Here is a 15,068-nt window from a genome sequence, read left to right as displayed (position 1 = left end):
TAGCTTTATTTTTTTGTATATTCGGATATTTGTATTTATGTAATATTTTCAAAAAAATTTCTAAATCAACTTTTGCTAATTCATAAAAAACGGTTTTAAAATAATTCAAATCCTCATATCTAAAATTTGGATAATACGTTATGCAAGAATCAATTATATCTACAATAGACCAATACAAAATATTTAAACTTGAAAAATGAATATTTAAATCATTTGCTAAAATCCAATCAAATATAGTTTGTAATTTTTTTGACTTTAAGCAGTCAAACAAGTCACCTTTTGCTATATGTTTAAATTTTATTTCATTACTACTTTTATCTAAAAACAAATCCCTTTTTAGTTTTTCCAAATCAAACGAATCGGTATTCTTTTTGTGAACAACACCACCTAAAACAAAATCTTTTGTTATTTGTTCAACGGGAATATTAAGTCCACCTTCTTCTTTAAACCTGAACTTTCTAATATTATTTGTTTCATCGTAAAAAAACTTATACTCTTCATCCATATTTTCTAATTCAAATGCTTCAATTATTAATTCTCTATTTTCGGTGATATTGTATTTAGTTTTCATCTATCACTTCCCTCCTCAACCCCAATTCCAAAACATCCCTCTCTATCTCCGCCCTCAACTCTTCTTCCGTCGGTAAATAGAGCTGATACTTCGACACAAACAGATTCTCATTTTCATTTAAAACGGAGTATTTTACGACGGTGTTATCTTTATCGGTGCAGAGTATGATCCCGATGGTCGGGTTATCGTTTTCGGCTTTTTCCAGATCGTTGTACATTCGGACGTACATATCCATCTGCCCGACATCTTGATGGGTCAGTTTCCCGCTTTTTAGGTCTATAATGACAAAACATTTCAAAATATAGTTGTAAAAAACCAAGTCGATATAAAAATCGCTCGTCTCCGTTTTGATCCTCTTTTGTCGTGCCACAAACGCAAATCCTCGCCCTAATTCGAGTAAAAATTCTTGAATTTTTTCGATGAGGGCAGATTCTAAATCGCTTTCATAAAAAGCATTGTTTTGTTTGAGGTCTAGAAATTCTAAAATATAGGGGTCTTTGATGATGTCTTTCGGGGTGAGGAGTAAATCTTTGGTGTTATTTGTCGCTTCTGCTACGACGGATTGTTTTTCTTTACTAGAGATGATTCGCTCATAATACAGTGTTCCGATTTGTCTCTCTAGTGCTCGTACGCTCCAGTTTGCTTTAGCCGATTCTTCCGTATACCAAAGGCGTGCTTGTTGGTTATCTACCCTCATAATCAGTCGATAATGGCTCCAACTCAATTCGCTACACAGTGTGGAGCGAATTGGAAAACAGTTATAAAACTGCCTCATATTTCTAAGATTTTGCTGGGTAAATCCTTTGCCAAAATCTTTTGTAAGTCTCGATGAAAGCTCTTTTATCAGGTATGAACCGTATTCAGCTCTATCTTTGCCGCGCTGTTCATCCTCTACGATTTGCTTACCGATATTCCAATAAGCCTCAACCATAACGAAATTTATATGACGATAGGCATTATCCCTTGCACTCTGAAGTATATTTTTGATTTTTAGATATAAATCATCATTTTGTATTAAATCATTCATCTTAAACTCTCACCTTGCAACTTCAAACCACCCAATCTTTCACCCTTTGGGATATAATTCAACAATTATATCACTTCATATCAGGTTTAACTATGATTATCATCCCTGCCCGTCTCGCCTCAACCCGCTTCCCTGAAAAAGTTTTAGCCGACATCGGCGGTTTGCCGATGGTGATCCGCACCGCCAGAGCGGTCGAGCATATCGATCGTGTTGTTGTCGCATGTGACGATGAAAAAATCTTGGAAATCTGCGCCGCTCACGGTGTCGAAGCGCGTCTCACCTCTACGACGCATAAAAGCGGTACCGACCGTATCAACGAGTGTGCTCAGATCATCGATGTACCTGATGATGAACTCATCATCAACGTCCAAGCGGACGAACCGTTTATCGAAACGGAAGTGCTCGAGCTCCTAATCGAGCGTCTCAATGCCCTCAAAGCTGGGAATGCTCCGTTCATCATGGGAAGCTGTTACAACGCGATCAATAGCGAATCGGCACAAGATCCTAATCTCGTAAAGGTTATTACCGATATCGATCATAATGCGATTTATTTTTCCCGTTCTCCGATCCCGTTTGATCGTAGCGGGGAAGCGTCGTATTTCGGACATATCGGAATCTACGGATTTACCAAAAAATCGCTCCACGATTTCTGCGCTCTCGGTGAAGCACCGCTAGAGGACATCGAAAAACTCGAACAGCTCCGCGCCCTCTATCACGACAAAAAAATCTCGATGGTTAAAGTGGCGAGTAGCGGGTTTGGGATCGATACGGTGGAAGATTTGGAGAGAGCGAAAAAGATTTTCGGGGTATAAAAACATTATTTATTTCTATTAGTGCTACACTATTGCTACGATCAAAGCGTACAATAGTTTCACGGATAAACAAGGAGAAAATATGTCACTCATCGAAACTTTTACCGATTACGTCCTCAACCGCAAAAGTCTCAAGGAATACGTCGAAGTTCGCAAAACGATCCACGAACGGGGCGAATTCAACGATGCTAAACTAATCCAAGCCCAAGATAATCTAGAGCGTCTAAAAGCTGAAGAACCTGAGGTTTATGAGGGGATGTACGCGACGTTAGCAAAAATTTATGCCCGTAACTCTGGACTCACTATCGAATATCCCCTCGATTTTATACGACAAATACTACGAATGTACAGAACTCACTTAACACCTACACAAGTGTATGAAGAGTATAAACGGGTATTAGAACATTATCATCATGATGTTTGATTGATTTCTTGAATTTATAATTTAAAGAGAAGTTAGTGACGTGAAGAGTTTCCCCGAAAATCGGGGAAGTAAGGTATTAGATATTGTCGCGGATTCCGAGATCAGTAACTAATTTGTTGTAAACCGCACGGTTTGTACGTTTCAAATAACGCATCAAACGACGACGTTGACCAACAAGTTTCAAAAGACCAAGACGTGATGAGTGGTCTTTTTTGAATGTTTTCAAATGCTCAGTAAGCGCTGCAATACGAGTTGAAAGAAGTGCAATTTGTACTTCACTTGAACCGGTATCACCTTCAGTTCTTTGGTATTGTTTGATAATTTCTGTTTTGTTTGCCGTATCTAAAGCCATAATAGCCTCCTGATGGGTAGTTAAATTTACTCGAAAGACAATTCGTTCAAGCAGGGTCGGAATTATAGCGAAAAAAATCCCATTTTGTGCTAAATCCTTCCGCAAGTCACCTCTAATAATTTTTAGCTATAATAACCTTCCAATTACAGGAGGATACGCTATGTTAATGACCCGTGCCAGCGAATATGCTCTATTATCGCTTATCGTTTTGGCCAAAGCGGGTCATCCTCTCGATGTAGATACTCTCTCCCGTGAACTCGATATATCCAAAAGCTTTTTAGCCAAAATCCTTCAATCGTTAGCGCGTCAGGGAATTCTCAACTCTTACAAAGGAGTTAATGGAGGATTTGAACTGGCTCGCCACAGTCGTGACATTACAGTTTTAGAAGTAATGGAAGCAGCAGAGGGGAAAAGTCCTGCGGTATTTAGCTGTTCACCATCCCAAGAAGATTGTCCCTCCAATAAAGCCCTCAGCTGTGGTCTTTGGCCATTTTTGAATCGATTACAAGGGAAAGTAGACACTTTTTTAGGTACGCTGACCCTCGAAGCTATTTTAGAAGAGTAATACTTGGCAAAAGCAAAAAATAAAACACCTGACGTTAAAAGCGTACTATCGGCAATTTTTGCTTCACGTGATCTGAGTGTCGTTTTTTTCGTTATGGCTATTTTGGCAATTATTATCGTCCCTCTTCCGAGTGGCTTGCTCGATTTACTCCTCGCCGTTGTTATTGCTTTATCGGTTCTTATTTTATTAATCTCACTTTATATCCCTAAACCGACTGATTTAACCACTTTTCCTACCCTTTTACTCGTTATCACCCTCTTTCGTCTCTCGCTTAATATCTCTACGACACGTATGATTTTAAGCCATGGGCATGAAGGACCTGATGCGGTTAGCGATATTATCACCAGTTTTGGAAATTTCGTTGTCGGCGGAAATATGGTCATTGGGATTATCGTCTTCTGTATCTTGGTATTAATCAATTTTATGGTTATCACCAAAGGTTCGGGACGCGTCGCCGAAGTTGCAGCTCGCTTTACTCTCGATGCGATGCCCGGTAAGCAAATGGCGATCGATGCAGATCTAAACAGCGGCTTGATCGATGAGTCCGAAGCAAAACGACGCCGTGCAGAGATTTTGCAAGATGCCAACTTTTATGGAGCAATGGACGGTTCGAGTAAATTTATCAAAGGGGACGCGGTTGCCGGTATCATCATTACTATGATTAATATTATCGGCGGATTTTTAATCGGTGTTTTTCAATATGATATGGATGTCGCAGCGAGTGCCCAGACCTTTACTATTCTAACCATTGGAGATGGCCTGGTTTCCCAGATTCCTGCCCTCATTATCTCTACAGCAACAGGTATTATGATTACACGAGGCTCAAGCGATACCGGCGGAAATTTCGCTGAAGGAAGTATTAATCAGCTTATGGGAAATGCACGTACCATGCTGATCGTCGGCTTTATCATGATTCTTTTTGCTCTCGTTCCAGGACTTCCGACCCTCTCTATGGGATTTGTCGGTCTGGTATTCGTCGGATTAGGTTATGCTCTTTATAAATATGAAAAAGGTGATCTTGTTCTCACCTCTGCACCTCTCATAGCCAAAAATGGCTCTGCTGCAGGCACGGGTGGTACTAAAGGAAAAGATGAAAGTACCTCAAATGCACCTCGTAAAAAAACCAACGATGAAATTGCAAAAGAAGAAGAAGCGGCACTCGAAGATATCCTCAAAATTGAAATGCTCGAACTTACCCTCGGCTATCAACTCATACGTCTCGCCGATAGTTCACAGGGTGGGGATTTACTGGAGCGTATCCGATCAATGCGTCGTAAAATCGCTTCGGATTTCGGATTTCTAATGCCTCAGGTACGTATTCGTGATAATCTCCATCTCAAACCAACACAGTATGAAATTCTCCTTAAAGGGGTAAATATCGGTGATGGATTAATTCAACCCGATCGCTATCTCGCGATGGACAGTGGAATGGTTATGGGTGAAATTCAAGGAGAACCGACCAAAGAACCGGCATTTGGACTGGATGCCCTTTGGATCGATCCAGCCATTAAAGAAGATGCAATTATCAATGGTTACACCGTTGTCGATCCGGCTACCGTTATCTCTACTCACATGAGTGAACTGGTTAAACGACACGCCGAAGAGCTTCTCACACGCCAAGAGACCCAAGCGCTTATCGAGAAAATCAAAAACGATTATCCTGTTGTGGTGGACGATCTTCTTAAAGTAGCGAATATCGGTCTGATTCAGCGGGTATTCAAAGCTCTCTTACACGAAAGAGTCCCTCTTAAAGATATGATCACCATTTTAGAAACCATGGCCGATGTGGCAGAGTACACCAAAAGTGTCGATACGATCACCGAACATGTCCGTGCAAAACTCTCACGTATCATTACCCAACAGTACACTGGCCCTGATGGTGTGATTCGGCTGCTTACCTTTGATACGATGAGTGAGCAAAAAATGCTCGAAAAATCACAAGAGCGTGATGGAGCAAAACAACTTCTCCTCAATGTTGGAGAGATCAACGGACTTATCCAAGCAACAAGCCTCAAAGCAACCGAACTCCTCCAAAAAGGGATATCCCCGATCATCGTTATCGTTGATCCGAAACTTCGTCGTCCACTGGCGGAGATATATGAGCGGTTCAGCCTCGATATTGTCACCCTCTCCCATGCCGAAATCGACTCAAATGCAAAATTTGAAGTGCTCGGTTCCATTACTTTAGATACCAAATAGGATACACATGACTAAAACCTTTTACCACCTCTCCCATATCGATCTTGATGGCTACAGTTGTCAACTGGTTATGGCTCAAACCGCCCATACAATGTTTAGCTATAACGCTAACTACGGTGCCGAAGTAATGGATCGTCTCGAAGAGATTATCGAATTGATTAAAAAAAGCAAACAAGAGGCGACGATACTGATCAGTGATCTCAATCTCTACCCTGATGAAGCGCGATGGCTGAACAACGAAGTCAACCGTCTCAATGAAGGGGGTTGGAATATCACCATTACGCTCCTCGATCATCATGGAAGCGGCAAAGACACGGCTGCGCAATACCCATGGTATTATCTAGACACTGAACGCTGTGCAACCAAAATCGTCTATGAATATGCCGTTGAACATTATGGTCTCAATGGTGGCGGATGGCTCGAAGCATTTGTAAAAGTTGTCAATGCTGTTGACTTGTGGCATCAAGATGAAATAGAGGATTTCGAGTACGGTAAAGTTTGCATGCGTCTCATCAGTGATGCGAAAGAGCTCAGCCGTGTCATGTTTGCCAATGAAGATCGCGCCTACAAACTTGCTATGTTAAAACATGCCGCCACAATGCGTGACCTTACTAATGCTAACATTATCCTAGACGAAGCACTCCATAAATTAAAAAAAGAGTTTTTCAAAGACGGTGTGGATGATACTCTCGACAATCTATCGACGAAACATATTGTCGCCTTACTCGGAACCAAACGCTCTACCATGACGATCTATTACAAAGGATGGCGCGGCTTTTTGAGCTACGGTTTAGGCAACACCTCGATCATCGGCAACGGCTTTTTAACCGAGTTTCCCGATTTTGATTTCATCGTCGATGTAGGAACACGCGGAACAATGAGTCTACGCGGACATGACAAAGTGGATGTGGCGATGATGGCAGGCGAATGGGTCGGCGGCGGCGGACATCCCAACGCGGCAGGAGGACGAATCCAAGGATTCAAAGAGCAATTCCGCTACGACAAAGTGAAACGTCAAATGGAAGATATGCTCGCCAACAAAGAGGCAATGCCCGGTAAATTACCGCATAAAATAGAAGAGTAACTCACTCTATGATTCAAATCAATAACCTCACCAAAAGCTTCGGCACACGGATCCTCTTTCAGGATCTTTCCCTAAAACTGAACGCCGGAAACAAAGTCGGATTCGTCGGACGCAACGGGACGGGTAAATCGACCCTCTTTAAAATCATTTTGGATGAAGAACCGCATGATTCGGGCGAGATCATTATCCCTAGAAACTACCGTATCGGCACACTCCGTCAGCACCTCCATTTTACCCATAAAACGGTGCGCGAAGAGTGTGCCTCCGTTCTCACAGGAGATATGGAGCATGAGGTCTATCGTGTCGAGAAAATCCTCTTCGGTCTAGGGTTTACGCAGGACGATTTGGAAAAAGATCCCCTCAGTTTTTCAGGTGGGTATCAAATCCGCCTCAACCTCGTAAAACTCCTCGTCACCGAACCGAATCTGCTGCTCCTCGATGAGCCGACCAACTACCTCGACATTGTCTCTCTCCGCTGGCTCGCCTCGTTTATCAGAGCGTTCGATGGGGAAGTGATCCTCATCACCCATGACCGTGATTTTATGGATTCGGTCACAACCCACACGATGGGATTGCGCCGCCGCTGTGTCAGTATCATCAAAGGGAACAGCCATAAATATTATGAGATGATGGCAAGCGAAGACGAGCTGTATGAGAAGACCAAGATCAACCACGATAAAAAGCGTGCCGAATTAGAAGATTTTGTCGCCCGCAACAAAGCCCGCGCTTCCACCGCAACTCTCGCCCAATCCAAACAAAAAGAGCTGGATAAGATGGGGACGATGGAGTCATTGGAAGGTGAAAAAGATCTCTCTTTTTCGTTCTCCTATCGCCCTACCCCTGCCAAAGTGATTATGCAGGTCAAAGAGCTATCCTTCGGTTACACCTCTGATGAGCTGTTGTTCAAAAACCTCTCGTTTGCACTGGAAGCGAAAAAATGCCTCGCCATCATCGGGAAAAACGGTAAGGGAAAATCGACCCTCCTCAACACCCTCGCGGGAGTTTTGACCCTCAACGGTGAGATCATTTCTCACCCCTCCACTGCCATCGCCCACTTCGGTCAGACCAACATCGATCGCCTCGATAAAAACCGAACCATCACCGAAGAGATACAAAGTGCCGACAACACCTTACAAAACGTCCGTATCCGTGGAATCTGCGGAACGATGATGTTCAGCGGTGACGATGCCGATAAAAAGATCAGTATCCTCTCAGGGGGGGAGCGCAGCCGCGTTATGCTGGGGAAAATCATCGCCACACCTGCCAACCTCCTCTTCCTCGATGAGCCGACCAACCACCTCGATATGCAGTCGATCGATTCATTGTGCGACGCCCTAAAGCGATTCGAGGGCTCTGTGGTCATCGTCACCCACTCCGAGATGCTATTGCGTGAGTTAGCCGATCAGCTCATCATCTTCCGTGAGGGGAATGCCGAGTTTTTCGATGGCACCTATGATGACTTTTTAGAGAAAATCGGATGGGATGAAGAGATCAGTGATGCTCCGAAACCTGTTAAAGTAACACAAAACGTCAATAAAAAAGAGAACAAGCAGCTTCGCGCCGCCCTCATCCAAGAGCGCTCCAAACTCCTCAGCCCCCTCAAAAAAGAGGTGGACACCTGCGAAAATACCATCATGAAGCTCGAAGAGAAACTAAAGACTTCTCATGAACTCCTAACGACCTATTCAAACCAAGGAGAAACTTCTAAACTCCTCGAACTCTCCAAAAGTGTCGGTGACGATGAGAAGATGATCGAAGAGCTCTTCGAACGTCTCGAAATCGCGAGCGATGAAATCAGTCGCATCGAGAGCGAATACGAGGCGAAGATTGAAGAGCTCTAAAGTCCGTTTAGACAAACTCCTCGGCTCGTTAGGCTATTGCGGCCGCAAAGAGGTTGCAGCTTTGCTGCGTGAGGGTATCATCACCCACACCGAAAATCTCCCCCTTAAAAGTGATACAAAAGTCGCTCATGATGAAATTCTTCTCAGCGGGGAGCCTCTCGATCCCCCCTCTGGGATGGTGATTTTGATGCACAAGCCCACAGGTTTGATCTGTAGCCATGATGAAGGAGAAGGGAGACTCGTCTATGATCTCCTCCCGCCTCGATGGCGGATGCGCGATCCCAAAATCTCCACCGTCGGACGACTCGACAAAGAGACGAGCGGATTACTACTCCTCACTGATGATGGAACACTCCTCCACCGCCTCACCTCCCCGCGCCACCATGTTGCTAAAATCTACGAAGCGACATTAGATAGAGCGTTAAACGGGAATGAAGCAGAGATTTTCGCTTCGGGGACATTGATGTTAAACGGTGAAAAAAGCCCCTGCCTCCCCGCCAAACTTACCGTAATCGACGAAACCCATGCTACATTAGAAATTACCGAAGGACGTTATCATCAAGTACGGCGGATGTTTGCGGCGGTAGGAAATCATGTCACCGCACTTCACCGCTCGTCGTTTGGGGAATTGACACTGGGGGAGTTAAAAGAGGGGGAGTATCGGATATTTAATAACAACGCATTAAACTATCTTTAGCTTTAACAAAATCCCTCTTCTCAAAACTCCAATAATACCTTTGGGTTTTAATTTCAATATCTGCATGCGTACATCCAATAAAAGGATCACCAAAAACAGTAAAGTCCGTCCACTTTTCTAAGTTAATCATTATCCTCTTCGGAGTAGTATCGTATTTCTCTTCTGCAACCTTTTTTATATAAAAATAAGCTTCAAAGTATGCCGAATATCCTAAAAAAATGGTTCCAGACACTATTAATGAAACTATTGATGTACGATCTAAGCGATAGTATTTCTTCACAATATAGAAACCAACAAATATAAAAACGAAAAATGCAATGATCGACAAATAGACAATATCAGCGTAAACGATTATCCAATAAAATGGATAAATGATCAATTGTGCAAAACATCCTAAAAAAAACAGTACTACAAATAAAATCAAAATGATTTGTGTCATTTTATTTTTCCTTACCCATCCGATAAACCATCGTCACTGCTACAATCCCAATCGCATCCGCTAAAAGATCAAACCAATCAAATGAGCGGCTAGGAAAATAGAGCTGACTCACCTCTTCAATCAGTGCAAAACCAAACACGATCACAGAACCGAGTTCTATCCTAAGCCACCGTTTACCATTAAAACCGTAATTCAGCAAATACACCATAATCCCATATAAAACGGCATGAGCGATTTTGTCGCCATAGGGGATCATCCCTACCACATGAAACGCAAAGTTATAGTTTGCCGTATCGGCTTTATAGATAATCGCTAACAATAGGACGAAAAAAGATGCGGGATAAAAAACCCGTTTCAGAGTGTTCGATTTCATAGTCGTTTCCATCGATCTACGCACTCATTCTTTGATGATTTTTTTTCCATGCTTTGTACGATTTTTCATCCGAGAACAAAAATGCGACGTTCTCCACTCCCAAAGCCTCTATTCTTGATGTCGCAACACCATAACGCTCAGATTCTGGAATATTTTCGCTATCAAAATCCCAGCAGATGCGTTCACTCCTCTCGTTTCGATAATCGAATAATCCGCTGATATTACGATGTAATACATCTATACTGTGGATAGTAACCCCCTCTTCTCTCAAGAGTTCAACCATTTCCAGTGCTTCTGAATACTTTAGCGCATAAAATTGACCGCCGTTGTGCTCACTCATATCGATTCCAAAACTTTTATAAAAATCAAAAACTTTCATTGGATGCCTCCTGATTATCGATTAATCGCAACTGTAGTCGTGTTGCGTTGGTTGATATACAATAATTGTTTATCCCCATGTTGTCCAATCAGTTCACATCTACCATAATGGTATTGCATGGCAGTTTGGCAACTGTCTTTTGGAAAATTGACCGCTATCATCACGGGAGTCTCCTTCAATGCCGGCAACGCATCGATAGAGAGAGTCGAGAGCATCGCAGTATCAAGTTTTGCAGTTTCATTTTTGAACTTCGCTACGTTATGCGACGCAATCATATAATCGACATTGAGTGATGAGACTATCGTAAAAGCGATCAACCCCATAGCGGTAACAGTACTCAAGATAACGTGATACGATTGGCGGATCATCATAAGAACGATCCCCACAACCAACACCGCGATCAAGAAATATTCAAACCACTCTACATAGTAGCGCAGTGTCGTCATCCCCATCAATGTTTGATACAAGTGCATCTTTTTGAGCGATGCGATCCCCATCACGACCGTTTGTGCCATAAACAGACCCATTAGGATTTGGATACTCATCTCTCCTTTATAGCGACGCATCATCCCCAAAAAGATAACGACGACCAGAGCGATAACCCATGCGAGTTGAAAAAATCCTTCGCGAGCAAACTGAGCCGGTGCGATCCCTGATTTAGTAATGTACACTTCCCCCCCGAAGAGATACGCAATCTGAAAAGCCAAAAAAGCGGCAAAGAGAGCATTAAGTCCCCCTAAAAAAATCCCGACGATCACTTTGTCATAGGCTTTTGCTTCATCATTCGTCGAGCGTTGCGCACGGTTGAGATAGCTATAGAGATAAATGCCTAAAAAGAGGACAAAATAGACGGGAATCATCATCACCCGATCCATCGCAGGCAGTGCAAACAAACCGATAATATGGTTGACGGCAGTGCTAAAATTGGTATCGGCATTCATAAACAACGCTAAAAACAGAGCGATAAACGGTACGGTAACGAGCACCCCTTTGAGTATCCGTTTGTAGATTGAATAGTTCGGATTAAGTGCAAACAAATGAGAGAAAAATACTTTAAAATATTTCAACGGTGAAAACGCAACCAACAATCTCGGAATCATCGTCTGATATAAATGATCGACTTTGTGCATACTCGTGAGGTACAAAATCCCAATCATCGCCATTATGATGGTCGGGAGATAATACTGCGTCAACGCATTATTATAAATAAACACATCGGCAGTCCACACCGCGACCAACGGAAGCAGCCATAATGTATATCGATTACTCACCTGAGCGCTCAACGCCAAATAGAGCATCGGAATCATCGCAATCAGGAAAAAAAGGATATTCCCTAATCCAACCACATTTTTCGGAACAAAAAACGATTGAAACAACGCGAGTATCAAACTCACCCCGATCAACAACATACTGAACCATCCGCTCGTAAAGCGCAACTCTTCAACATCTATTGTGCGAACTTCTTCGGTCATATTAGCCATGATTTTCTCCTTGGTATTGATTCATAATACTTCTAGCCGATCGTGTGTCGATCTGCGCACCTAATTGCTCAAACATTGTGTAATACCCCAAGAGGGTACGGTTTAGAAAAAGGTACTCTTGGTTAAATTTGTGTACCGAATGGGTCTGTTTTCTCTGTACTTCCAAGATGGTTTCAAACCCTTTTTTGGAAAAAGAGTGATCATTTCCGAAATCGTAATGATCTTTTGTGAGAACATCGATATAGAGCCGATCCAGAGGTTTAATCACCTCGTTATAAAACGCAACCATCGACACATCATCACTCGAATCGATCATGTTGAGCGCGACATACTGTTTTGCGATAGTGAGATCATCGCACCCTTCTATGAGCGAGAGGTGCAATCGGTTATAGGGGACGAGAAAATCATCATCCACATATTTGATACATCCAAAATCGATAAGCCCCAGTCGATCATCATCCATAAAGATAAAATTACCCGGATTAGGATCGGCATGGATTGCTTTAAGCGCATACAACGAGGTGAAAAAGGTATCAAAGAGGAGCTGTGCAAAATGATTTCGCACCTCTTGCGTCGGAGATGATTTTAAAAACTCGCCGAACGATTTCCCCTCGATATACGTACACACCAGTACTTTTGAGCTAGAGAGTTCAGGGTAGACTTTAGGGATAACCACCTGCGGATGATTGAGACGTTCGCTAAAAAACAGGACGTTTTTCGCTTCATACGCGTAATCCACCTCCTCAAAAAGGCGTTGGTTGATCTCCTCAATCAAATGATCGACATTTTGCCCTTTAGCGAAGCGTTGAAGGGCGAATTTGATCATCCCCATATCGGTATTGATTGTATTGGCGATACCCGGATACTGCACTTTTACCGCGAGAGCATCTCCCCCATACGTCGCCTTATGTACCTGTCCCAAACTGGCACTCCCAAACGGCATTGATTCAAACGATTCAAATACCTCTTCAGGGTAGTGTTCCAACTCTTGTTTAATAATTTTACGAATCAGCGCACGGTTGATCGGCGGAATCGCATTAAATGATTTAGTGATCTGTTCGAGATACGTTTGCGGTAAAAAAGGCAACGCCAAAGCGACTTGTTGAGCGATTTTAACCGACACCCCTTTGAGCTCGCCGAGTGCTTCTATGATCAGTTTTGCCGTCGCTTCTTGCGTCTCATCGTGGATCGATTGTCGGTTGCTACCCGATGAGATCAGTTTTTTAATCACCCCTTTGGAGTGGTTCGCTCCGATTTTGACCAATGTTTTACCGATCACATTGGCACGTGCCATCGTGGTTGTCGGTATGCACTTATCCATGTAACACCTCCCCGAGTTTACGTTTCATTTTTGTGAAACGGCTCTGTTTGGTGGAAAAACGTGTCAGGGAGGAGAGGAGATGATTTTTGAACAAAAACATCCCCAACTCAGAGGCTTTATTTAAAAGATTTGATTGGAGTAACGCTTCGATAACTCCCATAGAGTGATCGATGAACTGCGTCGTATTTTCAAACGACTCGCTCTCATCTTTGACCCAATACGCGACAACCACCACAAAATAGTCCCAAAACAGCTTCGGCAAATACTCTTCGAACGGAGGCTTCTCAATCTCCCCCGCTTCGATAGCGATAGCGATCATCTCAGCGGCGGTTTCGACGAAGAGACGATTCGTTGCATAGAGAGAATCGAGTTTCAACGATGAAGAGTGAAATACCATCTCTGAGATTTGGAGGATAAATTCGCGATCTTCGAGATAAAGTTCGAGTTCCGTTTCGATCAGCGTTTGAAGCTGTTCACGCAACGTATAGTTCTCAAACCCCTCGATACCACCCAAAATCTCGCGCGTTTGCTGATGCTTCCATTCGATATAGGCATAGAGCATCTGCTCTTTGGTCGGAAAATAGTTATAGATCGTCGGATTACTCACTCCAGCACGTTGCGCTATCTCACGCATCGAAGCATCTTTGAACCCTTTTTCGATAATCAGTTCGACACCTGCTGATAAGATCTTCATTTTGGTAAGTTCTTTGTTTTCCTGAGAGATTTTCATATTTCCTCCTATTTATTTAATGTAGTATATATTAAATACGCTTTTATTGTCAAGTATTTTATAGTAAGTTAAATAAAAAGAGTTGATTGATTAATTTCGAGGACATAATATTTTCGTCATTCCCAACTTGATTTGGAATCCAGCTATATTTTAAAATATTTATTTTTCTGCAATTTTAGTTATACTCTTACGAAAATATCATTGGAGAATTTATGTATAAAATCTTTTTTATATCATTATGTCTATTTTCATTAGCTCACGGTGAAGATACAAAACCTGTAATGAGTCAAGAAAAATTTATAAAATTTAAAACTTTAGCACCAGATGTTCTTGATATCATTAACAATCAAATGAATAAAATTGCTACGTGTTTTAGTAATGAAATAACTCAAAGCAATGCCGATTTATGTATTAAACAAACTGGTCAACCTATTGAAAGTTTGATCCAAAAAGTTATACCTTCTAAAACTAATATTCTTTGTGAAAAAAATCAAAATGGTTCCTTACATTTTGTATGGAGTAAAGAGCATCATAATTTAATAGTTGAAGAATTAAAAATATACATAAATCAAAACATACAGAATAAAGAATGTCTACTACATTCCAATACTGTAGAAGAATACGGGAATTGTTTAGTCAAATCAAAATCAGCTAAATAAAACTACATGAATGAATTTCAAAAATTCTGATATAATTTTATTGTGTACAAAGGGTATTTCTCTTTCCGTCTGATTAACGGATAAGAGGTACGGGGCAGAGGCTTTCGAGCTTTT

General features: G+C 42.2%; 16 protein-coding genes and 1 pseudogene. 8 read left to right on the top strand and 9 right to left on the bottom strand.

Going from position 1 to position 15,068, the window contains the following annotated elements; all coding sequences use genetic code 11:
* Both PHR02_RS05905 and PHR02_RS05900 read right to left on the bottom strand, forming a co-directional pair.
* A pseudogene (locus PHR02_RS05905) lies at positions 1–571 on the bottom strand (hypothetical protein); the annotation flags it as partial.
* On the bottom strand, positions 561–1,598 hold the full coding sequence (locus PHR02_RS05900) for a PDDEXK nuclease domain-containing protein (RefSeq protein WP_299990161.1): 1,038 nt from the start codon (positions 1,596–1,598) through the stop codon (positions 561–563). The pseudogene PHR02_RS05905 and the gene PHR02_RS05900, both read right to left, overlap by 11 nt.
* Positions 1,599–1,690: 92 nt before the next feature.
* On the opposite strand from PHR02_RS05900, the gene kdsB reads away from it, so the two are divergent.
* A complete protein-coding gene (gene kdsB, locus PHR02_RS05895; protein ID WP_299990160.1) occupies positions 1,691–2,410 on the top strand; it encodes a 3-deoxy-manno-octulosonate cytidylyltransferase in 720 nt (239 codons plus the stop codon).
* 82 nt (positions 2,411–2,492) lie between these two features.
* Positions 2,493–2,834 (top strand): hypothetical protein, encoded by a 342-nt coding sequence (locus tag PHR02_RS05890; protein ID WP_299990158.1) that lies wholly within the window; start codon positions 2,493–2,495, stop codon positions 2,832–2,834.
* A 76-nt stretch (positions 2,835–2,910) separates the two neighbouring features.
* Here PHR02_RS05890 and rpsO read toward each other — a convergent pair whose 3' ends face one another.
* Positions 2,911–3,186, bottom strand: a complete 276-nt coding sequence (rpsO, locus tag PHR02_RS05885) for a 30S ribosomal protein S15 (RefSeq protein ID WP_299990156.1) — start codon at positions 3,184–3,186, stop codon at positions 2,911–2,913.
* Positions 3,187–3,346: 160 nt separating this feature from the next.
* On the opposite strand from rpsO, the gene PHR02_RS05880 reads away from it, so the two are divergent.
* Genes PHR02_RS05880 through PHR02_RS05860 form a run of 5 tightly spaced genes read left to right on the top strand, consistent with a single transcriptional unit; the run spans position 3,347 to position 9,572 of the window.
* Entirely contained in the window at positions 3,347–3,751 is a 405-nt protein-coding gene (locus PHR02_RS05880; RefSeq protein ID WP_299990155.1) for an Rrf2 family transcriptional regulator, read from the top strand.
* 54 nt (positions 3,752–3,805) lie between these two features.
* A complete protein-coding gene (gene flhA / locus PHR02_RS05875) occupies positions 3,806–5,950 on the top strand; it encodes a flagellar biosynthesis protein FlhA (protein ID WP_299990166.1) in 2,145 nt (714 codons plus the stop codon).
* 7 nt (positions 5,951–5,957) lie between these two features.
* Complete coding sequence (locus PHR02_RS05870) at positions 5,958–7,034, top strand: phosphoesterase (RefSeq protein WP_299990154.1); 1,077 nt, start codon at positions 5,958–5,960, stop codon at positions 7,032–7,034.
* Between the two features lie 8 nt (positions 7,035–7,042).
* Positions 7,043–8,875: an ABC-F family ATP-binding cassette domain-containing protein gene (locus PHR02_RS05865; protein WP_299990152.1), complete on the top strand. Its 1,833-nt coding sequence runs from the start codon at positions 7,043–7,045 to the stop codon at positions 8,873–8,875.
* Positions 8,862–9,572, top strand: coding sequence for a pseudouridine synthase (locus tag PHR02_RS05860; protein WP_299990150.1), 711 nt, complete (start codon positions 8,862–8,864; stop codon positions 9,570–9,572). The genes PHR02_RS05865 and PHR02_RS05860 overlap by 14 nt, the downstream gene beginning before the upstream one ends.
* Here PHR02_RS05860 and PHR02_RS05855 read toward each other — a convergent pair.
* The 6 genes from PHR02_RS05855 to PHR02_RS05830 are packed head-to-tail and all read right to left on the bottom strand — an operon-like array spanning position 9,544 to position 14,295.
* Positions 9,544–10,011, bottom strand: a complete 468-nt coding sequence (locus PHR02_RS05855; RefSeq protein WP_299990148.1) for a hypothetical protein — start codon at positions 10,009–10,011, stop codon at positions 9,544–9,546. The genes PHR02_RS05860 and PHR02_RS05855 overlap by 29 nt on opposite strands.
* A 1-nt stretch (position 10,012) precedes the next feature.
* A complete protein-coding gene (locus PHR02_RS05850) occupies positions 10,013–10,384 on the bottom strand; it encodes a VanZ family protein (RefSeq protein WP_299990146.1) in 372 nt (123 codons plus the stop codon).
* Positions 10,385–10,400: 16 nt separating this feature from the next.
* Entirely contained in the window at positions 10,401–10,763 is a 363-nt protein-coding gene (locus tag PHR02_RS05845) for a hypothetical protein (protein ID WP_299990145.1), read from the bottom strand.
* A 14-nt stretch (positions 10,764–10,777) separates the two neighbouring features.
* Entirely contained in the window at positions 10,778–12,244 is a 1,467-nt protein-coding gene (locus tag PHR02_RS05840; RefSeq protein ID WP_299990143.1) for a DUF4153 domain-containing protein, read from the bottom strand.
* The gene (locus PHR02_RS05835; RefSeq protein ID WP_299990141.1) at positions 12,237–13,565 is read right to left on the bottom strand and encodes an AarF/ABC1/UbiB kinase family protein; all 1,329 of its coding nucleotides are present in this window, start codon (positions 13,563–13,565) and stop codon (positions 12,237–12,239) included. The genes PHR02_RS05840 and PHR02_RS05835 overlap by 8 nt, the downstream gene beginning before the upstream one ends.
* On the bottom strand, positions 13,558–14,295 hold the full coding sequence (locus tag PHR02_RS05830; RefSeq protein WP_299990139.1) for a TetR family transcriptional regulator: 738 nt from the start codon (positions 14,293–14,295) through the stop codon (positions 13,558–13,560). Before PHR02_RS05830 ends, PHR02_RS05835 begins: the two co-directional genes overlap by 8 nt.
* 212 nt (positions 14,296–14,507) lie before the next feature.
* On the opposite strand from PHR02_RS05830, the gene PHR02_RS05825 reads away from it, so the two are divergent.
* Entirely contained in the window at positions 14,508–14,954 is a 447-nt protein-coding gene (locus PHR02_RS05825) for a hypothetical protein (protein ID WP_299990137.1), read from the top strand.
* Positions 14,955–15,068: the final 114 nt, after the last annotated feature.

The organism is Sulfuricurvum sp. (genome assembly GCF_028688295.1).
Classification (GTDB): Bacteria; Campylobacterota; Campylobacteria; order Campylobacterales; family Sulfurimonadaceae; genus Sulfuricurvum.
Note: the sequence above shows the minus strand (reverse complement) of the source record. Positions and strands in the feature narration are given on the sequence as shown.